Annotated in this window: 20 protein-coding genes and 1 tRNA gene; 10 read left to right on the top strand and 11 right to left on the bottom strand. The window is 38.9% G+C overall.

The annotated features are described in order from the left end of the window. The first annotated feature begins 28 nt into the window (after positions 1-28). On the top strand, positions 29-1900 hold the full coding sequence (locus tag LVD47_RS02370; protein ID WP_236973920.1) for a RagB/SusD family nutrient uptake outer membrane protein: 1872 nt from the start codon (positions 29-31) through the stop codon (positions 1898-1900). 57 nt (positions 1901-1957) lie between these two features. On the opposite strand, the gene LVD47_RS02365 is transcribed toward LVD47_RS02370, so the two are convergent. Next, a complete protein-coding gene (locus LVD47_RS02365; RefSeq protein ID WP_236973919.1) occupies positions 1958-2476 on the bottom strand; it encodes a methylated-DNA--[protein]-cysteine S-methyltransferase in 519 nt (172 codons plus the stop codon). A gap of 116 nt (positions 2477-2592) precedes the next feature. Continuing rightward, positions 2593-2665, bottom strand: a tRNA-Phe gene (locus LVD47_RS02360). 207 nt (positions 2666-2872) lie between these two features. Here LVD47_RS02360 and LVD47_RS02355 point away from each other — a divergent pair. Beyond that, entirely contained in the window at positions 2873-3718 is an 846-nt protein-coding gene (locus LVD47_RS02355; protein ID WP_236973918.1) for a hypothetical protein, read from the top strand. Between the two features lie 656 nt (positions 3719-4374). Here LVD47_RS02355 and LVD47_RS02350 read toward each other — a convergent pair. Both LVD47_RS02350 and kduI read right to left on the bottom strand, forming a co-directional pair. Beyond that, complete coding sequence (locus tag LVD47_RS02350) at positions 4375-5145, bottom strand: SDR family NAD(P)-dependent oxidoreductase (RefSeq protein ID WP_305067717.1); 771 nt, start codon at positions 5143-5145, stop codon at positions 4375-4377. Positions 5146-5156: 11 nt separating this feature from the next. Then, on the bottom strand, positions 5157-5990 hold the full coding sequence (kduI, locus tag LVD47_RS02345) for a 5-dehydro-4-deoxy-D-glucuronate isomerase (RefSeq protein ID WP_236973917.1): 834 nt from the start codon (positions 5988-5990) through the stop codon (positions 5157-5159). A 152-nt stretch (positions 5991-6142) separates the two neighbouring features. Here kduI and LVD47_RS02340 point away from each other — a divergent pair, with 152 nt between their 5' ends. Continuing rightward, complete coding sequence (locus tag LVD47_RS02340; RefSeq protein ID WP_236973916.1) at positions 6143-6571, top strand: DUF1801 domain-containing protein; 429 nt, start codon at positions 6143-6145, stop codon at positions 6569-6571. Between the two features lie 999 nt (positions 6572-7570). On the opposite strand, the gene LVD47_RS02335 is transcribed toward LVD47_RS02340, so the two are convergent. The 3 genes from LVD47_RS02335 to LVD47_RS02325 form a co-directional block, all read right to left on the bottom strand. Continuing rightward, entirely contained in the window at positions 7571-8002 is a 432-nt protein-coding gene (locus LVD47_RS02335) for an OsmC family protein (protein WP_236973915.1), read from the bottom strand. Positions 8003-8084: 82 nt separating this feature from the next. Next, the gene (locus LVD47_RS02330; RefSeq protein ID WP_236973914.1) at positions 8085-8792 is read right to left on the bottom strand and encodes a hypothetical protein; all 708 of its coding nucleotides are present in this window, start codon (positions 8790-8792) and stop codon (positions 8085-8087) included. Further along, positions 8789-10210 (bottom strand): glucosaminidase domain-containing protein, encoded by a 1422-nt coding sequence (locus tag LVD47_RS02325; RefSeq protein ID WP_236973913.1) that lies wholly within the window; start codon positions 10208-10210, stop codon positions 8789-8791. Before LVD47_RS02325 ends, LVD47_RS02330 begins: the two co-directional genes overlap by 4 nt. Before the next feature lie 166 nt (positions 10211-10376). Here LVD47_RS02325 and LVD47_RS02320 point away from each other — a divergent pair, with 166 nt between their 5' ends. Further along, positions 10377-11423 carry a tetratricopeptide repeat protein gene (locus tag LVD47_RS02320; protein ID WP_236973912.1) on the top strand — a complete coding sequence of 349 codons (1047 nt, stop codon included), beginning with the start codon at positions 10377-10379 and terminating at the stop codon, positions 11421-11423. A 7-nt stretch (positions 11424-11430) separates the two neighbouring features. On the opposite strand, the gene LVD47_RS02315 is transcribed toward LVD47_RS02320, so the two are convergent. Then, positions 11431-11646, bottom strand: coding sequence for a hypothetical protein (locus LVD47_RS02315; protein WP_236973911.1), 216 nt, complete (start codon positions 11644-11646; stop codon positions 11431-11433). A 377-nt stretch (positions 11647-12023) separates the two neighbouring features. Between LVD47_RS02315 and LVD47_RS02310 the strand changes: the two genes are divergently transcribed. Continuing rightward, on the top strand, positions 12024-12824 hold the full coding sequence (locus LVD47_RS02310) for a hypothetical protein (RefSeq protein WP_236973910.1): 801 nt from the start codon (positions 12024-12026) through the stop codon (positions 12822-12824). A gap of 185 nt (positions 12825-13009) precedes the next feature. After that, a complete protein-coding gene (locus tag LVD47_RS02305) occupies positions 13010-15340 on the top strand; it encodes a T9SS type B sorting domain-containing protein (RefSeq protein WP_236973909.1) in 2331 nt (776 codons plus the stop codon). 112 nt (positions 15341-15452) lie between these two features. Here the strand turns inward: LVD47_RS02305 and LVD47_RS02300 are convergent, their stop codons facing one another. Next, entirely contained in the window at positions 15453-17207 is a 1755-nt protein-coding gene (locus LVD47_RS02300) for a RagB/SusD family nutrient uptake outer membrane protein (protein WP_236973908.1), read from the bottom strand. An 18-nt stretch (positions 17208-17225) separates the two neighbouring features. Continuing rightward, a complete protein-coding gene (locus LVD47_RS02295; protein ID WP_236973907.1) occupies positions 17226-20462 on the bottom strand; it encodes a SusC/RagA family TonB-linked outer membrane protein in 3237 nt (1078 codons plus the stop codon). A 359-nt stretch (positions 20463-20821) separates the two neighbouring features. Here LVD47_RS02295 and LVD47_RS02290 point away from each other — a divergent pair, with 359 nt between their 5' ends. The 3 genes from LVD47_RS02290 (at position 20822) to LVD47_RS02280 (ending at position 22382) form a co-directional block, all read left to right on the top strand. Beyond that, entirely contained in the window at positions 20822-21391 is a 570-nt protein-coding gene (locus LVD47_RS02290; protein WP_236973906.1) for a Crp/Fnr family transcriptional regulator, read from the top strand. 63 nt (positions 21392-21454) lie between these two features. Then, a complete protein-coding gene (locus tag LVD47_RS02285; RefSeq protein WP_236973905.1) occupies positions 21455-22099 on the top strand; it encodes an NAD(P)H-binding protein in 645 nt (214 codons plus the stop codon). After that, the gene (locus LVD47_RS02280) at positions 22071-22382 is read left to right on the top strand and encodes a Rossmann-fold NAD(P)-binding domain-containing protein (RefSeq protein WP_236973904.1); all 312 of its coding nucleotides are present in this window, start codon (positions 22071-22073) and stop codon (positions 22380-22382) included. Before LVD47_RS02285 ends, LVD47_RS02280 begins: the two co-directional genes overlap by 29 nt. Before the next feature lie 84 nt (positions 22383-22466). On the opposite strand, the gene LVD47_RS02275 is transcribed toward LVD47_RS02280, so the two are convergent. Then, positions 22467-23768, bottom strand: coding sequence for a ScyD/ScyE family protein (locus LVD47_RS02275; RefSeq protein ID WP_236973903.1), 1302 nt, complete (start codon positions 23766-23768; stop codon positions 22467-22469). A 251-nt stretch (positions 23769-24019) separates the two neighbouring features. Between LVD47_RS02275 and LVD47_RS02270 the strand changes: the two genes are divergently transcribed. After that, the gene (locus LVD47_RS02270) at positions 24020-24940 is read left to right on the top strand and encodes a VOC family protein (protein ID WP_236973902.1); all 921 of its coding nucleotides are present in this window, start codon (positions 24020-24022) and stop codon (positions 24938-24940) included. The last annotated feature ends 32 nt before the right edge of the window (positions 24941-24972 follow it).

Here is a 24972-nt window from a genome sequence, read left to right as displayed (position 1 = left end):
TTGATTTAAAAATGAAAAACCAAAGACAATGAGAAAAATTTATATATATAGCTTTCTAACACTTGGGCTAATTCTAACCTCCATTAGTTGCAAGGAAGAATTTTTAGAGCCTAAGCCACTTTCCTTCTTTGCTCCGGAGAATGCTTTTGTAGACGCTGCTGGCTTTGATGCTGCTTTAGTAGCATGTTTAAGGAATGTAAGACACGAGTACTATGGTGATGGGAACCCCATGATCACAGAAAATATTTTTTCGGATGTCGCCGTTGAAGGCACAACTGACAAAACCGGACCGGCAATGGATTTACCCGCACAAATTTTACCGGATGCCTGTCTGAATAGTACTGATTGTAATAAAATTGGTTGGTTCTGGAATGAAGGGTACCGACGAATTAGGTACGCAAACGCTGTCGTCTCCAGAATTGACGATGCAGAATATAAAAATGAAGAAGAACGAAACCATGTCTTGGGAAAGGCATACTTCCACATCGCCAGGACTTATTATAGATTGGTTCATCAATTTGGCGATGTACCTATGGTATTGGGTGAAATTACCTCCCCACGATTGGATTTCAATTCTGTCACCCGTGAAAGTATCTTGAGAAAGTGTAAAAGAGATCTCGAATTCGCTGCCCAATGGGTAAAACCTGAATGGGAAACAAATGTCATTGGAGACGTAACGAAGGCCGCCGTAAACCATATCTTGACAAAGGTGAATTTGGCACTGGGTGAATTTGACGATGCTATCGCCTCTTCCTCTGCCATAATAAATGATGGTCACCATGCTTTAATGACAGAACGATTTGGAATAGATGCTGGAGATCCATCAAAAAACGTAGTATGGGATTTACACCAACAAGAAAATAAATCCCTGCTGGAGAATACAGAACGAATATATGTAATGGTAGCTCGGGAAGGGTTTGAAGAAGATGGGAATAGCCGTATTTCAATTATGAGACAAACCGTTCCTTTTTGGGGAGGTACCGGGAAAATTAAAACTCCTTCTGGTCAAGCCGGCATGAGAGATGTACCTGCTGGAAATTCAGGCGTCGAAATTGACCTAGTCACAAACATTGGCAGGGGAATAGGCAGATGCCGGGCAACGCCATATCACCATACAGATATTTGGACTGATGAAAATGACCTCAGACATGCTGAAGGTAATTGGCTGGATATGGAGAATTTAGTATACAATCACCCAAGCCTTAAAGAAAGTAATGACCCCTATTATGGAGAAAACCTTCAATTATACGATGACAATGGAGGAATACTCTGTACAGATACTATCCGGTCGTGGTATGGTTGGCCACATTACAAATTGTTCATAGAAGACCCAACAGACCTAACACCTGACGGAGGACGCGGAGATTGGTATTTATACCGTCTTGCCGAGACTTTCTTATTACGAGCAGAAGCATACTTCTGGAAAGGGGATATGGTCAGTGCAGCTGAAGATTTAAATGCCGTAAGAAATAGAGCAGGAGCTTCTTCAATAGATCCCACGGAAATAAATATGGATATCATTCTCAATGAAAGAGCTCGAGAACTATTCTATGAGGAACCGAGAAAGACCGAACTGACCAGAATAGCTTTTATTTTCGCTAATACCGGTAAAACCGCATATAATGGCAAAACGTATAGCCTGGAAAATATGACTCAAGATAATTTCTGGTTTGACCGCGTAATCGAAAAAAACATCTTTTACAGAGAAGAAATTCGAGCCCCACATTACAATTACAGGGCCGCACCTCACCTTGTTCTCTGGCCAATTCCCGCAGGGGCTATTAATGCCAATACACTGGGTCACATTAACCAAAATAGAGGGTACCCGGGAGAGAATGAGAGAATCACGCCTTATAAATGGATTGATGGCGAAGGGGAAGGAGAACTGGTACAACAATAAATAAAATTGGAAATCGTACATTTCAAAAAGTCTGATCTTCCTTAGGTCAGACTTTTTTTATTTCTTAATTAAAGAGATATCCTCAAACAAGGCTCCCTGGTTCGAAAAATGGGCAGGGTTCTCATGTTGTAGTAGTTTCCTCTTAACATCATTTCCATAAGCATATCCCGTCAACTTGCCATTGGTGCCGATCACCCGATGACACGGTATTATTATAGCAATTGGATTTCTGCTGTTTGCTTTCCCAATTGCCCGGGCTGATTTGGGTTTTCGTAAAAACTTGGCAATTTGTCCATATGTACGATATTTCCCGTAAGGAATCGACTGGAGTGCCCTCCAAACTTCACAAAAGAAAAAAGAATTTCCTGTCCAGTCAATGGACAATTTGAATTCCTTGAGATCGCCACTAAAGTAAGCCTCTAATTGTGAAACAGCTTCTTTTAAGTGCGGGTCAAAGTGGTATACTTTTGTTTCTGTATCACTGCCTGGTACTATCTGTACAGAAGTAAGTCCTATGTCTGTACAATGCAATTTAATATCTCCTACCGGAGATTTTATCAACCCTTTGTAATCCATACACTTAAATATATGAATTATTTCATTTAATCAAGGAAAAATTTGTGCATGAAGTTCCACAAACCCACGGGAAGATTATAAAAAAAAGAGCTGTGAAATTCACAGCTCTCCAAAAGTGGTACCTCCAGGAATCGAACCAGGGACACCAGGATTTTCAGTCCTGTGCTCTACCAACTGAGCTAAGGTACCTACTTGTATTTCTCTATTGTTTTCTTTTTACCCATTCATCTGCTATTTCAAATAGTTTATTTCAATCCGTTTTAAACACGCTAGCAGACAATAATTATTATACAAATTAGTTACTTCTTTTAAGCAACGTTATTTTTTGGAAAGGCAAATTTATACTCTTTTTTTAGTTCACCAAAAGAAAAATAAACTTTAATTTCATTTTTACGTATGAAACTCTCTTTTTTCCTGGCGATAATTCTTCTCTTGGGCAGTGGTCTTGGATTTTTTAGCTACAAATACTGGAGCTTCGGTCCTGGTGTTATTATTCTATTTATTAGTGGAATTCTCCTGGCATTGGTATATATATTTAATAAAGATATCAATATCTGGCACCATCGTAAAAACAAAATAGGACTTGATCAAAAGGAAAAAGACTTTATAAACAACCACTTCCCATTAATTCATTGTGTGCCGCAAGATAGCCGGGACTTGTTCTACAAAAAGATAAGCCTTTTTAAAGTAGACAAAGAATTTATCGATCAGGGAATGGATGGCGTTCCGTACCAGGCTATTCTATTAAGTGGGGCGTACGCAGCATTTTTTTGCTTGTCAAAAGAAAATTACAGCGTACCATTTCCCAAAATTCCTGTATATGTTTTTTACAACCATGCTTTCCCTTCGCCCCAATTCCCTAAAAGTCTTCATATCTCGGAGACCCACAAAGAAGACGGAACCTTAATTTTCTCTATTCCACACCTATTGAAAGGTAGCTATGAGCCATTGAAATTTTTTAACAGTGGATTGTATGAAAGTGCAAAATCAGCCATAAAACCCGACTTCTATGAAAACAACCTTCCCAGTGCAGGTAAACTATGTCTTCTGGGAGGATATACCCTTCAGGATCTCGAAAAATATATGGGGATACCCAAAGAATACATTGATCAGCGGGCACTTGCTATCACTTTATTCTATACAAGAAATCAACATTTCAAAAAAATGTTCCCTGTCGCATTTGAGAATTTGAAAGCACAAATGATCTACCCGGCTTCAGAGGAAGCATTTGTAGTAAATTAAATAGATTACTCTATGTTCGAATAGAATCTCATTGTGCAAAATCCATTAAACGGATCCAGCCGTATTTTATCCTTCTTTCAACCTAAAGGATAAACCACCTATACTACCCAGTTTTTTTATTGCGTATTTGATCTAATGACCATAGCTATGGTCATTACCACCGCTAGCAGGAGGTGACAAATCAATACTAATGGCTAGGTATAATAAAACCGTGAATTGTCAGGTTCGAGTCATCTCCCAAATTTGTAGAATAAATATTATGTGGTATACGATCTGCGCAAATTCCATGTCCTGACATTTATCATCATGAGATTAAAACAGGGAACCCCGATCATTTACATTTCGGGAATGTAAGACTGCCGGAACCGTCAGTATTCATGTCAAACGCTTTTTCCCAAGGCACTTCTTTAAGGGGAATTAAACTTTTCATTTTGAATATATCCTGGAAAGCAATACTGTTAAAAAAACCAGTTTCGATCAGCAGGATAGGACAGCCTACTACTCATACTGTACCGTTCTGTACAGATAATTGTATTTATGTTGATAAAAGGACCGTGACACATCCTGTTTGAAATAGGAGATAAACACGAGAAGCTTTCACCATCCTTCTTATCTGGTGTAGACGTTTATTGAAAGACTAATTAGTTCTTCTTCCATCACCTACCCATCCAACCCCCATCCACTGTCATTACGGTACCATGCATATAATCAGATGCTTGCGAAGCCAGGAATATAGCCGGACCGATAAAATCTCCAGGCTTTCCCCATCTATCTGCCGGTATCCGGGAAAGGATGGCATTGTAGCGCTTCGGATCTTCCTGCAATGCCGAAGTAACATCAGTTTCTATATACCCTGGCGCTATGGCATTTACATTGACCCCATATGAGGCCCACTCATTAGCGAAAGCTTTGGTTAATTGACCGACAGCTCCTTTGCTGGCAGCATATCCTGGAACAGTGATGCCTCCCTGAAAAGTAAGAAGGGAAGCTATAAAAATGATTTTTCCGAATTGACGCGAAACCATTAATTTACCGAATTCCCGTGTAAGAATAAACTGTGCAGTCTGGTTCACGGAAATCACTTCATCCCAATATTCGTCAGGATGTTCAACCGCTGGCTTTCTTTTGATAGTGCCTGCATTATTAATCAGGATATCGACTTTCTTATGCTCGCCTTTTACCCTTTCAATAAAAGTATACAATGAAGTCCTGTTTGAAAAATCGCATTGATAAGCATAAAATAACCGTCCCTTCTTCCGGACAGACAATTCTACATCGCTGTTTTGCAATTCCAATGTAGCCGACACGCCAATAATATCTGCTCCTGCCGATGCGAGCCCCTCTGCCATTGCTTTTCCGATCCCCCTTTTGCATCCAGTAACTAAAGCCGTTTTTCCCGTAAGGTCAAATAATTTTGTCATCATCATTTATTCCTGAATTAACGAAGTTGATTAATAGAGACCTTATCCATATCTCCGTAATCAAGATTTTCCCCGGCCATACCCCAGATAAAGGTATAATTGCTGGTTCCTGCCCCCGCATGTATTGACCATGGTGGGGAAATGACCGCTTGCTCATTTTGCATCCAGATATGCCTTGTCTCAGAAGGTTCTCCCATAAAGTGCGAAACCGACTGGTCTTCCAGTAATTCAAAATACAAATACACCTCCATCCTCCGGTCATGCACATGGGCCGGCATTGTATTCCAAACGCTTCCGTTTTTTAATTCTGTCATTCCCATCTGCAACTGGCAGGTTTTTACCACACTATTCACCAAAAGCTTTCGGATGGTACGATGGTTTGATGTATCGGGAGAGCCCAATGTCACAAGCTCAGCTTCATACTCTGTCACCTTTATAGTGGGATGAGATTTATGGGCCGGAGCAGAATTAAGGTAAAACTTTGCCGGATTATCCGGTTTCTTACTTTTAAAAATCACTGCCTGCGCACCTTGTCCCACATATAAAGCTTCTTTATACCCTAATTCGAATTCCTCTCCATCAACCAGTACAGACCCAGGTTCCCCGATATTAATAACACCAAGTTCCCGCCTTTCCAAAAAATACTCAGAGCGTAATGGTGGAATCGTATCAAGCCCTACATCTGTTGTAGGGATTATACCGCCGGTCATGAACCGGTCAAAATGTGAATAGGTCCAGTTGATTCTATCTACGTCAAATACGTTAGTAATAAGGAAGTGCTTTCGCAGTTCTTCTGTGTCCATATTTTTAATTTCTTCAGGACTTCGGGCATATCGGGTACTAAAAGACATTTAATTATTTTTACCAGTAGAAAAAATAGTTTCAATGAATATAGTAACAAATCTAAGATCTATAAGACTTTATCCTAAAAATACTTGAAAAGAGTATAATGAATAATGCAATATTTTAACTATATTACAGCATTACTATTTAAATTTTTTCTATGGGCACATACGAATTGAAAACCAGACTGAACGATGGTGATGTGCTTGATTTTTTGAATTCAATAGAGCATGAAAAGCGGCGCGAAGACGGCTTGAGGCTATTGGATATATTTTCAGAGGTCACACAAGAAGACCCCAAAATGTGGGGAAAAAGCATTGTTGGGTTTGGAACCTACCACTATAAATATGAGAGTGGCCAGGAAGGTGATTGGATGGCCGTTGCATTTTCTCCCCGGAAGCAAAACCTTTCTTTATATATTATGCCTGGGGTTGAAAGATATAATGAGCTTCTTGATAAATTGGGAAAACATAAAATCGGAAAAAGTTGTCTGTATATTAATAAGTTGGAAGATGTAAATGAAAAAGTTTTACGCGAAATTATTAGACACTCTTATCAACTTATGACCAGAAAAAGTGCACGTTCATAAGCCCTTCTACTGGTCAAAAATGCGGGGTTACTGTTATTTAAATTAGTTTTTTTAAAAATATATTGAAATAAATATAGATATTTGAAAAAGTTTTTCGAATATTGTAATAGTAAAATTTAACCGAGAGTCAAAAGCGGTTTTTTTACACGACGGAAAGAAGTTAATGCTGGTTCTCCAGTTAATTTCTTTTAAATCGATGCAACCCCCTAAGCTAAAGAGCTTTGGGTCAGCAATAAATACCTTAAAGTATTTATTATTGATATCAAAGTTTTGACTTTATTGCAGGAGTCAACCCAAAAAATTATAGTTCCTGCAATGTACTACTCAACAAAATGTTGAGGGTCATTGAAGGAACTATTTTCTTTGTTGTGATTGACTTGTAGCGATAATTTATTAGGAGTTAGGTTGCTTATATTGATTTGTTGGAATAAACTGTTATTTCTTTGCGAGTGCCAACAATTAATTCATCGATTTCGTATAGTTTTTTATCTACACACTTTTCCTGTATATTATATTTGAAATGGAATTTTTGAGACTTGGAATGCAATCTTTCCCTGTTGACAAGACGGGATGCATTTCCTCCAAATAGAGCTTCTATTTTACTGTTTTATACTCCGCGGGCAATTTATTGCAAAATGCGCTTGTAAAATGAGTTTGCAAAATCTTTTGTTTTTACAAATTCGTAAAAATTTTTCTACTTCTTCTGTGACTTTAAACATGTATCTGCGTATAAATAGATGTAAATGATTGAGAGTGGTTATTTTTTATCATTCTATCATTTATTTTTTGTCGATTATTTGACACAACCCCCCAAGCTAAAGAGCTTTGGGTCAGCAATAGACTCTATTTAGTTTTTATTTTTGACATCAAAGTTTTGACTTTATTGCAGGAGTCAACCCAAAAAATTATAGTTCCTGCAATGGATTTCTCAACAACTTAATATTGAGGACCATTGAAGGAACTATTTATTTAGAAGAAATTTCTGCGATTAATTAAATATTATGTAAGGGTGGCGTCAAGTGTTATTTCTATGGATAAAGCTTTAGAAATTGGGCAACCTTCTTTTGCTTTTCCAGCAATTTCCTGAAATTTTTCCGGAGCTATTCCTTCAACTTCTGCTTCAACTTTCAAAGCACTTCTTGTAACAGCAAAACCTCCGTCTTTTTTTTCCAATGATACAGTCGCAGTAGTGGTGAGTTTCCCGGGTGTATGTCCTTCTTGCGTCAACATATTACTAAATGCCATATTAAAACAACCAGCATGAGCAGCAGCTATCAACTCTTCCGGATTCGTAGCACTTTTGCCGGATTCATCAACAAATCTTGCGTTAAAAGTATACGGTTGTTTCTCCAACACTCCACTTTGGGTATCAAGAGTTCCATTTCCTTCTTTCAAACTGCCATTCCAAATCGATGTTGCTTTGCGTTTCATATTCTATTCCTTTTTGATTATTAATTTATTCAGCATAAAATACATTAATTCTTCAATACTGAAAAACTTTACTTTTTAAGTTTTACTCATAAACTACCTTTCGTAGAAACTGTAAAGTAATTCCCACTTCCAGGCTTAAGTTTCTGATTTGTTGTTCGGGAACCGTAAATCTATTCCCTGAAGGGCTATCGTATTGCTGTGGCGGAATATTCACCTGTTGCGATAAATCCGGGCTAAATGAAATGTGTAGTAAAGGGCGTACAAATTCCGATTTTATAAACCGGATTCCTCCTCCGGCACTTACGCCATAATTCCATTTTCGTATGGCATCATTGGTAATATAATTGATTCTTCCATATTTAGCATCATATGTATAGGATCCCCTTAGACCAAAAGAATAGAAAAACTCAAAATCTCCACTGACCCCAAAATACTTTTTGATTCCCGTCCCAGCTTCGATATTTTTAAACACCACATTAACATACCCTCCTCGAATGACATTACCACTAATTGGGTTTATATAATCATTATATCGCAAGCCTCTTCCCTTGTTGTTAATCCCAAGGTTGAAATAAAATGCAGATTCTTTGCCATAAGATTCCAAATGAGCCATTACGTGGTATGTAAGCAATGGATTTGTACCCTGAAAACCATTCCATTGTTGATATGCAACGGTAGGTCCCCCTTTGATTCCAAAATACATAGATTGTCCTTCCGCCTTGTAGCTTAATGAAAGTAGAAGTACGAAAACAAATGAGCTGAGTAAAACAAGCTTAAAGAAATGTTTCAACTTTTTATCTTTAATATTTGTCCTATACGAATACTGTCTGTAGTTAATTTATTAAGCAACTTAATTTCATCAACTGAAGAATTGAACTGCCTGCTGATTTTGTAAAGTGTATCACCTTTTTGAATTTCATAGTTAATATAGTTCTCTTGTTTACTACCCCTTTGATCTTCTTTTTGTTCAACCGTACTTACCAATTCTTTTGAAAAATCAATTGAACTTTCCCTCTTTTTATTGGCTTCTGTTTTTTGATCCTGGGCATGCCGGCTAGTTGGTTCCTTTTCAACGAGGGTTGGAGATTCCATTTCAGACTGGGAAACTATGGTTGGTTCTGTTACTTTGTCAGACTCCATAATAACGACATCGTCATAAGTAAGGGGAATTTCACTGGATCGAACAGACCGTCCTTTCAATTTAATTTTCTCCCCAGCGATAGGTACCATGTCCTCATCAATCTTATTTTTCCTTACCAACGTTGAAAGCCTGATCCCATATTGCTGCGAGATTTGGTGCAAAGTTTCCCCTTCCTTTACCACATGGTAATCCTTCGCCCCCCTGTAACTCCTTCGTTTCTTCTCCAGGAAAATAAAAGACCCCGGTTTGAGACCCTTCTTAATTTTACTTTCCAAATCATTGTACTTTTCCACTTTTTTTTCCGAAATATCAAACTGTCTGGATATCGATTCAACAGTCTGCCCTTCAAGGACTATAGCAGCCATACGATCATTAACTAATACCTGGTCACTCTTAAGAGCTTTTCCGGAAGGCGATTTTCTCTGAGCTTCCAAACGCGGCTCCGAACCCGTTTTGTTTAATTTATCATGAGCCTTGATATCTTTGGCTTTCACGATAAGATCCTCCTTTTTCAAATACTTGATATTACTCTTTTCATAATAATCAAATGTATACAAGGAGTATTTTTCGATCAGGTTTATCAACAAATTAGCATACGCCGGATTAGTGGCATAGCCGGATTTTTTCAATCCCCATGCCCATGATTTGTAATCTGTCTTATCAATTTTAAATAATTCACCGTATCGATACTCTTTTTTGGGATCCTTAAGAAACATAGAATGCTGAATAAAAGAATCCTCTCCACTTTCAAATACTCGAAAACAGGAAGGAACCAGACGACCTCTTCTGTCACGGTCATCATCTTTTTTGTAATAGGTGTCTCCATTCCATGCCCCACCACATTTAATTCCAAAATGATTATTAGCCTGGGTAGCTAAATCACTCTTCCCACTATTGGACTCCAAAATCGCCTGAGCCATTTTTATACTTGCAGGAATTCCATTTACATGCATCTCTGAAACGGCAATCTCTTTGTACCTTTCTATATAATTAAGTACATCCGCATTGTTGTATGCAAATGACTGTACACTGACAAGTAAAAATAAAAATGTACATTGCTTGATCATAAATAAACTATTTATCAATCGTTGTGGTTACTAAAATTGTGCCAAAGCCCAAATATATTACAATTTTTTTTAATGCGTTTTGCGGTTGCACACTAAATATAGTTATTTTATCCGTAATTACATTGATTCCACTATAACTTCCTTAAGGGCAACGAATTAAAATCATATGAATATTTATTTAAAATACATCCCGTACTTTACAGCAAGAAAGTATCTTATTTTTTTCTGGTGTTTTTTTGTATTCGGATGTGATACTAAAGATACCAAAAATGAAACCTCTTCATTCCCTGATTCAGAAATGGATAGTCTGAAAATTATGAACGAAATAATTTCAAATAATCCGAAAGATGCTTCAATCCTTATATCCAGGTCCCGTCTGTTATATCATCGAAATCTTTTTGATGCGGCACTCAAAGATGTGTCCAATGCCATTAAATTAGATTCTACCCATCAGAAATGGTATCTATTAAAATCAGCTATAGAAATGGATTATTTCAGATCCATGGAGTCTATTAACACACTAAAGCTCGCCGTCAGAAAGTGGCCTGAAGATACTAACCTTCGAAAAAAACTCAGTGAAGCATATCTTATTGTTAAGCAATATGACGAAGCCATTGACAACACACAAGAACTTTTACAATTCAATCCGCAGTCTTCGGATGCCTATACCCTCCTTGGAATTATTGCACGTGAACAAAAAGACACTATAAAAGCCATTGACTACTTTAGCGAAGCGGTTCAACTAGACGCAGACCAATTAGAAGCCTGGGTGGAATTGGCCAACCTGCAAACAGGGAGGAACAATAAACTGGCAACTGAATATTATCAAAGCGCCTTGCAAATAGCTCCGGAAAACCAAAACCTTCTACACTCTTACGCTTTATTTTTACAGGAAAACAACGAATTACAAGAAGCCAAAAATGTATACGACCAAATCATAAAGACTTCCCCGGATTATACAAATGCCTATTACAACAAGGGCCTGATATTGATGGATCAGGATTCCTTTGAATTAGCTGAAAAAACCTTTAATACTCTCATAGAACTCAACCAAGAAAACCCTAAACATTTTTTTTACCGAGGCATATGCCATGAAATGACGGGGGACTTTGAATCGGCCCTAAATGATTATACCAAAACCCAATCTTTGAACCCTCAACTTCCTAATATAGGTAATGCCATCCAATCGGTCCGTGGGAAATTGGGGAATTAATGATGCTTTAGGAGTTTATGCTAATACGGATAATTTTCTGAACAAACATTTCTTTAAATGTTGAACTATCCCCATAACACTTGATTTTGACCACTGTCTGTGGAGGGAAATGGCCACTTTCATCATCAGAAAGCCTCGACGTAACCCCGGCTATATCTACGTTTTCTTCTTCGATATTGTCCATTTTCCCCCGCACATCGAACCGGTCAAACCAAAACGCCACGGGTATAGCATCTAAAAGCAATCCAATTCATAAGAATAGTAAAGCACTCTTGGATAATCATGCACTTTTCCACATTTCCATTTCCAAAAACAATACAACCCATAAATTTTGTTTTGAAGCAAAAACGAAAATGAAGTCAACTGCTATTAGCAGCAATAAAATATTAATAGAAGGTTAAACTTAACAATTCCATCTTTTTAATTTTGTTATAACAATGAAAATTACATACATTAACAATAATTTTCAAAACCTAAATATATTAAAGATGAAACCACTACTAAGTTTTACCACAAAGTTTTACCACAAAGTTTTACCACAAAGAACTAACATTTTTATTATTAGCCCTTCTTGTTTTTTCCTGTCAAAAAGAAGATGATGTGGGGCTCAAAGATGGAATATCGCCTACACCAACCTATCTGGAATTTAGTAATGCCCAGGAATTTGCCGACTACTTAGTAAATCCGGGAAAATTTGACACTCCCCAGGATTTTGTACCCTTATCAACGATTATTAGCGAAAAAAAAGATGCTTTTTTTGAATCAATGGATCCTGAGATTATAAAAAACTACTTCTCTTTTAAAAATGGAAGATTAAACCTTGAATACAATTATTTTGGGCTAAGCAACGCCTTAAATAAGGATCAATTGGTTTCCATTGGAGGGCAAATGATCAAATTTGATTTTGATGGTCAAAAGATCTCGTTGAAAAATTCCATTGAAGATTTATTGACCGACCAAAATGTAACGACTTTAGAAGCAGAAACTTTTAGAATACCTGTTCGAAACATTGAAACTAGAAGCCCTTGTGTAGCTGTTTATGCCGAATTCACAGATGTATTTGGGTTGTATGTGGGTGCAATTTGCGCCCAAGTCATTTATCCGGGTTCCGGACATGAAATGGAATCAGGTAGTTTTACCGCCAACGGAGGTTGGGTTGGTGTTGATTTAAGTAATAAAACAGATTTCGGTTCACAAAGCGAATATGTTTCAGATACACAATTATGGTCCAAAGGCCTAGCATCGTATGAGCCAGATTGTAGTGACACTTTATTAAAAATCAAATTTGACAACGGCAGGTTCCAAACAGCAGTTGTTCATACTAGTGCTCCACTTGACCCTGTTTGCTCTGTCGATTTTAATTTAACAACACTATCAGAATCAATTGATCCCTGTCCATAACCATAAAGTTTATGTGGAGCCGATTATTTTTAGGAGCTTTTTTATGCCTTTATTACTATAACATAGCTTTCGGGCAAAGTTGTAACACAACAGGATCTCTTAAGCTGAACTACTACGAAGTATATTCAGACAATACAAAAATTCCCCTAAATGACTTCTACTTACATTTATGTGATTCAACAAATTTGCAAACAGAATTAGATATTTCAGGATTAACCTACAACGATCCGGATCCCTCCACACCATGGGGGATCCGGTTTTTTCTTTTCAAAGAACTACCTACAAAAAAAGTCTTATCTCTTGACGAATTCAGAAATTTGATTAGATCATCCGATTCCGATAAAGTTATTTCATGGGACGGGCGGAAGGAAAACATACCTATTCATGAGGTTTTAGGTAAACTTGGTAAGTTACAGGCCTTTTCACATCTTGTCCCGGTCATTGTTGATAATATAGAATCTACCAATCCCGATGATTTTATCGAAGGAAACTGCACATCAGTTTTTATTAAAGAGGGAATAAAAATTTATCAGCCCAATGGGAGTTTTGAATATGCCGGGAAAGAAGATGTTGGTTTGATCCGGTTTACCAATTGGCCGGAAGAATTCCCCATCACCGATTTTTTAGAAATAAATATAAAAGATGAATTGGATCAGACAATATCTTTTAATAACTATGACAACCGAACGATACAACTCCATCTTACCCGAACGGATGGCTTCTACGATATAAATTTGAAGTCCAAAAACCCGGCATCGAAATGTCAATATTTTGCACGCAGACTAAACTATCCTTATCCCTTTCCCTACGTCCAAATCACCATTGACTCCGTATACGGGACCCGCGACCAGGAAGTATGTATCCCCGTTACCGCAAAGAATATGCGGTCAATCACAGACTTTACCATCCCGCTTTACTGGAACCGGGATTCCCTGAAGTACCACAGAATTAATTCCCTGCATCCCCTGCTGGATCCAATTGCCCAACGGAGTGTATCCGGAATCGGGGACAAAGAAATATTCACCCTAAGGCCCAAACCGGAATGGAGTGACACCCTGACCATACCGGACGGGGAAGTTTTGTTCGAACTCTGTGTTGTCCCACAAGTATCTGGCTCCGGAAATGTCCGTATATCGGGAAGCCCGCCAACCGAAACAAATGGAGAAGAAATAAGCTTTGAGATCATCAATGTACCCACGGACCACTACAGTAATGATGGCATGGTCTACTTACTTGACGACCAACAATTCCACGTCGAGACCGAAGTACTCTGTTCTTCAAATTCTCCGGAACATCACAACCTGGAAATAAAAATAACAGGTAACAATGGCCCCTATACATATTCCTTACCCAGTAGCGGCATCCCGGATTCTACTTTTTCGGATTCGCTCATTGTCATCCGGGACATTCCCCCCGGGGAATATTCATTGACCGTGACCAATTCGTATGGGAGCATTATTGCTTCTTCATTAGATTTATCCCCCGGTGCTGCTATTGGTAATTTTGATGTTCGCATCGATTCGGGAGCTGTCGTTCAACCCGGATGCGGACAATCCAGGGGACAAGTAGGTATAAGTGTATCCCCTGGTGAGAGCCGTACGTACCAGTATCTTTGGGTCGAAGGGAGTATAGAGTCCCCGGATTCCCTCTTTTCGGATATTCCGGCAGGCAACCATACTTTCCGGGTCACCGATGAAAACCAATGTTCCCAAAGCCTCGAATACAAATTAAAGGCTATGGACCACTTATCAATATCCTGGGATGAAGATGATCTTACCATCTGCCCGGAAGCAAAGACAGCCAGTATCCCAATCGAAGTATCGGCCACAGCTTATACGATCACAATAGACCATGTTGATACCTTTGAAAGTCCAAAAAGTCTTTCTCTCACTGAAGGAGTCCACCATTTTTCATTGCACTATAATGGCTGCAGTCTCGATACTTCCCTAACTGTTTCCAGAAGTGAAAAATTGCAAATAACCCCACCAATACCCGAGCGAATTACACGAGAGCAGGGTCAAGATATTCAGCTAGAGTTCAATGCCAGCCAAGAGGTATCGTCAATAGAATGGGTATTGGGGAATCAGACAATCAGTCGTGAATTACAATTGGATATGACGGCAGAATCTAAGGGTATCTTGTTCGTAGACATTTCTTACCCCCCGGGATGCAAATACAATGACTCTATATGGATTGAAATTAATTCCCGTGAAGAAATAAATAATGATTGGAATCTGCCCAATGCCTTTACTCCCAATGGAGACGGGCAGAATGATGTGTTTGTGATTCCCATTTCAGATAGTATAGCAGGGGTTTCACACCTTGAAATATACAATCGGTACGGTGGAATTGTTTATTCTGCCAAAAAAAGCATAGAGCCGGGTTCTGATTTCAGATGGGACGGAACTGTAAATGGGCAATCCGCACCTGCCGATGTATACGCAGTCAAAGCTGTTTTACTTCTTTCGAATGGACAATACGAGACTGTCACCTGGGCCATTCATTTATTTCGATAGGTGATTGTGAAAAAATGCAGATAAAAAAACCTGCAACACTCAAAGCATTGCAGGTTCCAATTCTAAAAAATTCGAATAATATATCAAACAGACTGTTAAACGCTATTTAGTATTACCATCCGGGATTTTGTTCAATGGTTGGATTTTGAGCAATAACACTTCTGGCAATAGGGAATAAATAGTGCTTGTCGGGATCAAAGGTTCGATTTTCAAATGTCGAACCCTGGTAAACATCTATATATTTTTTTCCGTCTATTTCAATCGTTTCCAATTGTGCATTTGGATATTCAGCTGCCGTTTCTTCCTCAAAACGCATACCTAACACCCTTTTTTCTAAATACGCTCCTTTTGCCCATCGCATTAAATCGTCATATCGAAATCCTTCATACGCCAGTTCAACTCTTCGTTCTCTGCGAATTTCAATTAACAACGCCGATAATCCTTCGTCAGCGTATTTGGGGTCCATTTCCACATTCATGGTTAAATGGGGCATGTCCACTCTATCCCGCAATTTATTGATGGAGTTATCGAGGTCAGCCTGTGTAATAGAACCTAATTCTGCCTTGGCTTCGGCAAAATTCAAAAGGACCTCACCCAAACGAAACAAAATTGCATCGTTTTCTTCCTGGCCATATCCCTTATTAAAATCCGGAACATCAAAATATTTTATCATTGTATAACCGGTAGTCGTTTTCCAGCCTCCGACCATACCCAGGAAACGAGGATATGGGCCCGCCTCGAAATCAGCCTGGCTCAAATACTTCTCTGCATCATCAGGATGTAATGAAGTTTGTCTCAGACGTGGATCACGGTTGGCGTATACAGCCCTTATCGTATTATCTCCCTGATATTCCGAAGACAACTCAATAGGCTTTCCATCCGTACATAGGTAATCCTCTACCATATCTTTTGTCAAGCCATTGGCACGGGCTCTTTGATACCCGTTGTATCGGTGGCCATTAACTCCCATTACGTATTTTCGAAAAGCCAATACCTCCGGATTATTCGAAAGATCCAATTGTCTGAACAACATATTGTAATCATTCTGCGGGTCATTGTTATCAAACAAAGAGAAAGGGCCTTCTGTGATAATTTCTTCCGCCGCATCAGCTGCGTTTTGGAACCACTTATCAACATCCTCTCCAACACCGTGGTATTTGCGGTATGATCCTTCATACAAACATATTCTGGATTTCAATGCCAAAGCTACCCACTTATCAAAACGCCCTGGTTTTCCCCAATCAGAGGGAAGGTTGTCAATGGCAAAGTTGATATCCTCCAACACGTTTTCCATAATTAAAACCCTGGAATCCCTTCCGGCAAAAAGGGCCTCAGACTCGGTATTCAAAGGTTCATCAATCCAGGGAACATCTCCAAAACGTTTTACCTTATCAAAATAAAACCATGCTCTGAAAAATCTTGCCTCTCCAGCATATTTATTTTTCACTTCTTCGGAAACGGGCGTCTTGTCGAAATTAGCTAAAAAGAAATTAATCCTTCGAAGCAAACTCCAATTCCATCCCCTGAAATCCGGATTGTCATCAATCACATGTTGTCCTGAAGCAACCACCTGGTATCTATTTAGATTTGCATCTTTAGGCGCTCCATTGTCTGACCGGCAATCTTCCCAGCCCATTCCTATATAGCCTGATTGCCAGGGGGCACTGTAATACCCCTTTAAAAAATAATATTGTCCGTTGTTACCTGCTTCATTGTAAATTCCGTTGTTATAAATTTCCATGGACGCTTCAGATGTCCAAAACGTCTCATTGTTCAATTCTGATTCCGGAACCCTGTTGAGAAAATCATCATTGCAACTTGCAACAATGAGTGCCACTAAAAATAAAATATATTTGAAATTAGTCATAATGTCTCTTTTTACTTATTAAAATGTTACATTAAATCCTACAGAATACGATCGTTGGTAAGGATATCCGTAATGTGATTCACTGTTACTTCCTAGATTAATCTCAGGATCCAGGGGTTTACCAATTTTGGAATACTCCCAAAGGTTTTGTCCACTGAGGTAAACCTGAAATCGCTCAATACCGAGTTGGTCAATAATATTGTCCGGCATGTTATAGCCAAGCGTCAGGTTTTTCAGTCTTATATAAGAGGCATTCTGAATATATTTTGATTGAGTTAGCCGGTTTCTGTCTTGTCTCGCAAGTGGCCGTGCAAAATACGCGTCCCTATTATCCTCACTCCAGGTATCTGTCACAAAGTGCTCCTGAACCTGATAATACTGAGTGGCAAATGGCCAAAAGGCAGAAACTGTAGGCCAGTAATCTCTTTTTCCTACACCCTGGAAAAAAATATTCATGAAAAAAGCTTCATAACTCATATCCGATCCTATTCCGAAGGAATACCTCGGTGTACTGTTCCCTATAATCTTGCGGTCACCCGGATCATCGACTGTATTTGCACCGGAATTGATCACGCCATCTCCATTCAAATCAGCATATCTGATATCTCCGGCTTGCCAATCAGCAGCTAATTCTGTCTGGTCTGCGGCTTCCGACACCTCTTCATCACTTTGGAAAATTCCCTGCGTCTCATAGCCCCAAATCTCCCCAAGCTGTTGTCCAACATAATAATCACCCAGGGCACCGGTTTTATTCTCGTATTTGGTAATTTCAGCAATGTTGTCAGATAAAACAACCCGAAAACCCGCTTTGAATTTTTTTGTCAAACTTTCTTTCCAATTGAGAGAAAGCTCCCATCCTTTCGTTTGTAATTCTGCTCCGTTCTGTGCAGGTGATGAAGCACCCAAAACATCCGGGAATGAAACACGGATCAACATATCTGATGTAGTCCTTTTGTACCAGTCAAAAGTAGCCTCAAAACGGTCATTGAATAAACCGAGATCAAAACCGAAATCCAGCGTTGTCGATTTCTCCCAGGTGAGAGAAGGGGAAACCAGCCCCGGGGGATTAATCAACAAGTCCCGGACATCATTAAACAGGTAGTTCCCAGTACTACCCGAAGACATCCCCGGTATATAAGGATAGTACAACTGACTGTTGTTGAATAATATGGTTTGGTTTCCCAATGTTCCGTAAGACGCCCTCAGTTTGAGGTTGCTCAGTTCGCTGACACCAACAAGGAAAGGTTCCTGTGAAATTCTCCAACCTGCAGAAACGGAAGGAAAAAACCCAAATCTATTATCTTCCGGAAAACGGGAACTACCATCGTATCTACCATTGAATTCAAATAAATACTTGTCATCGAAAATTAAATTCAGTCGGGCAAATGCACCCCTTAAAGCCCATTCATACGTATTTCCATTTGTTACCTGGTCTCCTGTGGCAAGGTTTATAGCTGGCTGCTCAGGGTTGATGAGATTATATCGTTGAGAGCTATACCAATCCGTTTGATTCAGTTCCTGATTATACCCCAACATTGCCTTGGTATAAACATTGTCAAAAAATGTACGCTCATACTGACCATATGCATTGAGAGAATAATAATTTGAATTCTCATTTTGCAATTCATAATAATCGTTATTAGACTCACCAAAAAAAGTAGTAAAGTCATTCCTCAAAAAAGGAATTCGCTTTCTGTAATTGCTCTCATTGTTTCTATAAATATTGTAACTAAAGTCACCTACAAAAGACAAATAATCATTGACAGTAGCTGTAAGTCCTGTATTCAACAATACGTGATTCACCCTGTCTTCATTTCGCCCACCTAACAATTGTGTTGATGCTGGCGATTGAAAATATCGCCCTATATATTCGGGATCGTCACCGGGATATAGAGTAGGAAGTGCCAGTGGGCTTGAAAAAACAAGCCTGTTTGCACCTGTTTCATCAGATTTGTATGTATGGGGTCTGTTGATAATATTATTGTCAAATGCTACTTTCGCCCTTGATTTCAACCAGGTGAAAGTCTGATCTTGTACGGAAAGGTTTACATTGAGTTTCTTATAAAAATCTGTACCTTGTTTAAACAAACCTTCCTGATTGGAATACCCCAAAGAAGTATAAAACTGCGTTCTTTCATTACCTCCCGAGACACTAAGTGAGTGTTTCTGAGTGGGAGCAAAGTCTCTATACAACTCTTCCTCCCAATCATTAAATCCATACCATTCGAAATTCCCATTTACCACATCCCAGGAGGGGTTGGCTGAAGGATCCTCGTAATATGCTTTTATGCGGCTGAGCCGCTCATCAGAAAAGACAAAAGTTCCATCATTATTAAACATTGCCTCGTTGATTGCTAATGCCTGATCATAAGAATTGTCAATAATATCCGGCAATATTGTAGGCCTTGCAAAACTAAAGTTTTCATTAAATGTAACACGTGTTTTCCCTTCGGTACCATTTTTAGTCTTTATCAAAACCACTCCAAATGCAGCTCTTGCACCATAAATCGCTGCCGCTCCGGCATCCTTTAATACCGTAACACTTTCTATATCGGACACATTGATCATATTGGGATCCATCTGAACCCCATCCACCAAAATTAATGGGGAGCCCCCATTAATAGAAGTATATCCACGTATATTGAAGTTAGAAGAAGAACCTGGTGCTCCATTTCCTGTAGAAATATTGAGGTTCGGAATTACACCCTGAACGGCTGTAGAAACATCCACCAATGGCCGGTTCTCGAGTACTTCCGCTGAAACCTGGTCCACAGAACCCGTAAGGTTTTCCTTTTTCTGGGTTCCGTATCCCACTACCACTACTTCATCGAGTGTTTGGCTATCTTCGGAAAGAACAATCTCCAGGTTTTTCTGACCATTTACTGCCACTGTTTTTGTTCTATACCCGATGTAAGAAATTTTCAGTGTAGCATTTTCATCGATATCCGATAATGAAAATTTACCATCAAAATCTGTTGATGTCCCTACCCCTGTCTCTTCGATAAGAATATTCACACCAATTAAGGGTTCTCCGGATTCGTCCAGTACCGTACCAGACACATCAATATTTTCCCCAAAATCAACTCCTGACCTGTTGATGGTATTTAATGACTTGACACTTCCAGCCTTCAGGACGGAAAAAGGTGTAACAAGTACAACCACCAACAAGAACACTCCTAACTTTCTTTTCCATTTCAAGTACATAACATTTTTAAATAATGCAAATAAGTTATTTGCATGTAGTAATTTTGCCATAATTTTGAATTTAAGCGTAGAAAACATAAAATATAATCCTATAAATCGTTTGCACTATTTAGTGTGCGCGCACAATGTATATAAAATTAAATTACTGTAAAAATTATGTCTACAAAGCAAATAATGTAGAATAAAATTTGCTTTGAAAACATATTGTTACTCGATACTGAATTCTGAAAGAAACTACAACTATAGAACTTTAATTTACTATTAAGAAAAATGACAACGTAATCGTTTACGCTTATTTTTCAAAACTTTTTATGTCTTCGAAAGCAAAGCTTTTATTCTGATGCATCAAAAATTATCGATAGAGCGCTTTACACAAAAGGATTTATTACCTTGCTTAAAATAAAATTCAGGTGGTCCAGCTAGAACAATGTATTCGCGATAATTTTGGCATCAACACCAACAGGTTTAGTGAAGTCGTTGATTTTTTCCAACTGGAGTCTGTTGCCAAAGGCGAATATTTTGTGAGAGAGGGAAATTATTGCCAGAAGCTTAGTTTTATAAAAAGCGGCTTCCTCCGCACTTATACCTACCATAACACCAAAGAGATAACGCAATGGATTTCCGGGACAGACCAGTTTATAACCGATTTATCAAGTCTTCTTTTCCACACTCCGGCCAAAATGAATATTCAGGCCATTTCTGATAGCACTTTATTTACCATTTCCAGAAAAAATTACGAAAAAATTGGCCACGTAGTTCCCGAATGGAACCATCTTGAAAAATTATTTATTGCCAAGTGCTTTAACATTTTGGAAGATCGCGTCTTTTCATTTTTGTCCATGACTGCAGAAGAAAGGTTTCATCACTTTTTCAAACAAAATAGTGAATTATTCAACGAAGTCCCTTTACACTATATCTCTTCATTGCTGGGAATGACACCGGAAACTTTGAGTAGAATTCGCAAAAAATTAATTTCTTGATATAGATCAACTGAAAAAAAACCTGCAACCGTACATTTGTCCGACAAACCAAATAACACTATTATGCAAACGATCCTGGGTTCCGGAGGTGCTATCGGAAAAGAATTGGCGAAAGCTCTCCCCAAATATACAGACAATATTAGATTGGTAAGCCGACATCCGGAAGCCGTTAATAAAACAGATCAATTGTTCGCTGCCAACCTGTTGGATGCCAGGGAAACGAATAACGCCGTTGCCGAAAGTTCAATTGTATATTTAACTGTTGGCCTGGACTATAATATCTCAACATGGAAAGAGAAATGGCCTGTAATTATTAAAAACACAATTGAAGCTTGCAAAAACCACCAGAGTAAATTGGTGTTTTTTGACAATATTTACATGTACGACCAGAAATTCCTCGATGGTATGACAGAGGAAACACCCATTAATCCACCAAGTAAAAAAGGCAAAGTACGTGCTTATATTCTCAACGAAATATTAAAAGCAGTAGAAAAAGGCCATATCACAGCGCTTATTGCACGGTCTGCTGATTTTTACGGACCGCAAATACAAAACACTAGTATCCTCACAGAAACAGTAATAAAACCGCTGGCTCAGGGTAAAAAGGCACAATGGATGGGGGGGGTTACATCATCCCCATTCTTTCACCTATACCCCGGATGCAGGAACAGCTACTGCTGTGCTGGGAAATACTACCGAGGCATATAATCAAACATGGCATTTACCTACCGCTCCAAATCCATTAACCGGGCAAGAATGGGTAGATCTTATAGCCCATGAATTAGATGTCAAATCCCGGGTACAGTCAGCTCCAAAGATAATTCTTAAAACGCTGGGATTATTTTCTCCCATTATGAAGGAACTCTCAGAGATGGTCTACCAGTATGACCGCGCATATGTTTTTGACAGCAAAAAATTTGAGAAAAAATTTGATTACACTCCCACATCTTACCAAAAAGGAATTAAAATGATTGTGTCAGAATATAAATAATCCTTAATGTAAAAAGGCAGAAGTTAACTTCTGCCTTTTACTAAGAATTTATTTTTGGTCCAAGCTATTTCTCCTTGACACCCATTACCTACCCGTGGTAAACGCACTTTGAAACCAGGACTTTCCCGACTTCAAGAGAATATAGTAAACCTGACCGGGAGTACTGTTCAAAGAAGAAAGATCGACCCTAATATTTTGGCTGCCCGACTGTTGGTGGCCTATTTCCTTCCGAACAATATTTTGTCCCAGGGAATTGAATATTTCAATGTGGGTATCTCCAGACTCCTTAAGGTCGTACCGTAAATTAATATCATTCTCCGCGGGATTAGGGAATACTTGCATCGATTTTAAAATCTTTACTGCTGGTTTCGTTAAAGAAGTAGACGTGGGTTCTATTCTCGTCACTGTTCCTGCAAAGAGATTCGTTACATAAAAGGAACCATCGCCTGCAACAAAAAGACCTGGGCTTGGGCCAAAGCCCGAAGCAACTGTATCCCTGCTTCCATCAGCATGCGTTTGGGTAATAATTGCACTATTAATTACAAAAGGTGGTGTGCTATCACTCCTGAAGGTAGCCATTTGAAGTGCAAAAAATCCATCTCCTTCAGGATCCAAAGTCATATCAGTAACTAACGTATACCCTGAATCCCTGACCGAAACATTGCCTTCATCATCAACAGCATATACTTTTGATACACTGTCCGCAAATGGAAATCCGGTTAATGAGGAAACTAAAAACCCACTGGTATCTCTTACTATTCTGGTAGGTACAGCATCAGTCATTGGTGGGCCAAATGGCAATGGGTTAGCGACCTGATCAAATTCCGCAAAAACACTCATTACCCCTGTCAAACCATTTCTCCTGATTATAGCATTAGCAGCGGCATCAACGATATACATATCACATCCGTTGTGTACCAAACTAAACGGATTACTCGCTTCATACCCCTGGCTTAAAACATATTCGCCAACTTTTATCTGATGCAAAGCATCATCGGGACCGAGTGTTCCACCCGACAAAAGCAAATCCCGGGCATCATATATTAAAATAGAAGATCCTAATGGCCCAGGTACCTCACTGATAAAAACAGCTGCCATAGTTTCATCCAACATTTGTACCCGCATTGGTCCCACTACTTCCTGAGAAACGGTATCAAAATAAGAGGGCATACTATCAAGCACCTTTACCTGCCCCAACACAGGGTGAATGGCTGTCACGCCACCATCGTTTTGGCCGGTTCCCGCTTCAGCAACCAATATAGTCCCTTCCGGACCAGGCTCTATACCTACGGGTTGGCTGAGGTTATCAGCTACGATGGTAATTTCACTCTGAGAAAATGCCGTAAACGCTGAAAAAATCATTAAAAGTGTAAAAAGGTGTTTCATTCCTAATTTATTTAAGGTTAATAATTCAATAGCCTCCTAAAATACAAATTGTTAATTATATTTTTAGGATTATTTTAATATCTGGGCGGGTATTCAAAAAGACACTATAATTAAAACGAAACCAAAACTATACCCCCTTAATTGCAATTGAGATCAATTTGTCGCAATTACCCCGGCAATCTGACGTAATTACACTGGACAAGTTATCGTTTGCCAGTTTATCTTTGTTTTGTACCAAATACTTAACAGTGATGAAATCCAGGCAAAAAATAATTCCCCATCTCTGGTTTGATTTCCAGGCAAATGAAGCTTCTGAATTTTATACCAAACTTTTCCCTGATTCCAAAATCGATGCTATTACAAGATATCCTGCAGAAGGCCAGAAAGTTCACGGTCAACCGGAAGGAACGGTTATGACGGTCAATTTCGATTTGTCCGGTTACCGCTTCATCGCTTTGAACGGGGGCCCCCATTTTAGAATAAATCCCTCCATTTCGTTTTTTGTGGTTTGCGAAACAATTGAGGAAATCGATGATTTATGGAAAAATCTATCTAAAAATGGACGCGTTCTAATGCCAATTAACCAATACCCCTGGAGTGAAAAATACGGTTGGATACAGGATCAATTTGGTGTCTCCTGGCAGCTGTCCCTGGGTAAACATAAAGACGTAAATCAAAAAATCACACCTTGCCTTATGTTTACCGGAAATCAATGTGGTAGAGCAGAAGAAGCCTTGAACATATATACAAATATTTTTGAAAATTCTTCAGTTGACGGCATTTCCCGCTACGATGGAACAGAATCCCAAGACAAAAAAGGGACAATAAAGCACGGACAATTCAGCCTTGGAGGGGAAAAAATGATGGTAATGGACAGCGCCATGGATCATCCCTTCAATTTCAACGAAGGAATCTCCTTGCTGATTGAATGCAACAACCAGGAAGAAATTGACTTTTTCTGGGATAAACTTTCTGAAGGAGGAGATCCAAATGCCCAACAATGTGGATGGCTGAAAGACAAATTTGGAGTTTCCTGGCAAGTATGTCCTTCCGAACTTCATATAATGTTATTGGATAAAGACCCGGAAAAGGTAGCCAGGGTCACCAATGCCTTTTTGCAAATGAAGAAGTTCGATCTCAAGGTCATTCAAAAAATTTACAACAATGAATAATCCCTTTCCTGACAACTATTTTTTAAATCTTT

The organism is Membranihabitans maritimus (assembly GCF_021729145.1).
Classification (GTDB): Bacteria; Bacteroidota; Bacteroidia; order Chitinophagales; family Saprospiraceae; genus Membranihabitans; species Membranihabitans maritimus.
This window is presented reverse-complemented; position numbering and strand designations above follow the sequence as displayed.

Bases quoted from the DNA above. Each gene is read 5' to 3' on its own strand.
- LVD47_RS02370 (WP_236973920.1), top strand. From the start codon at position 29: ATGAGAAAAATTTATATATATAGCTTTCTAACACTTGGGCTAATTCTA.
- LVD47_RS02365 (WP_236973919.1), bottom strand. From the start codon at position 2,476: ATGGATTACAAAGGGTTGATAAAATCTCCGGTAGGAGATATTAAATTG.
- LVD47_RS02355 (WP_236973918.1), top strand. From the start codon at position 2,873: ATGAAACTCTCTTTTTTCCTGGCGATAATTCTTCTCTTGGGCAGTGGT.
- LVD47_RS02350 (WP_305067717.1), bottom strand. From the start codon at position 5,145: ATGATGATGACAAAATTATTTGACCTTACGGGAAAAACGGCTTTAGTT.
- kduI (WP_236973917.1), bottom strand. From the start codon at position 5,990: ATGTCTTTTAGTACCCGATATGCCCGAAGTCCTGAAGAAATTAAAAAT.
- LVD47_RS02340 (WP_236973916.1), top strand. From the start codon at position 6,143: ATGGGCACATACGAATTGAAAACCAGACTGAACGATGGTGATGTGCTT.
- LVD47_RS02335 (WP_236973915.1), bottom strand. From the start codon at position 8,002: ATGAAACGCAAAGCAACATCGATTTGGAATGGCAGTTTGAAAGAAGGA.
- LVD47_RS02325 (WP_236973913.1), bottom strand. From the start codon at position 10,210: ATGATCAAGCAATGTACATTTTTATTTTTACTTGTCAGTGTACAGTCA.
- LVD47_RS02320 (WP_236973912.1), top strand. From the start codon at position 10,377: ATGAATATTTATTTAAAATACATCCCGTACTTTACAGCAAGAAAGTAT.
- LVD47_RS02300 (WP_236973908.1), bottom strand. From the start codon at position 17,207: ATGACTAATTTCAAATATATTTTATTTTTAGTGGCACTCATTGTTGCA.
- LVD47_RS02295 (WP_236973907.1), bottom strand. From the start codon at position 20,462: ATGGCAAAATTACTACATGCAAATAACTTATTTGCATTATTTAAAAAT.
- LVD47_RS02285 (WP_236973905.1), top strand. From the start codon at position 21,455: ATGCAAACGATCCTGGGTTCCGGAGGTGCTATCGGAAAAGAATTGGCG.
- LVD47_RS02275 (WP_236973903.1), bottom strand. From the start codon at position 23,768: ATGAAACACCTTTTTACACTTTTAATGATTTTTTCAGCGTTTACGGCA.
- LVD47_RS02270 (WP_236973902.1), top strand. From the start codon at position 24,020: ATGAAATCCAGGCAAAAAATAATTCCCCATCTCTGGTTTGATTTCCAG.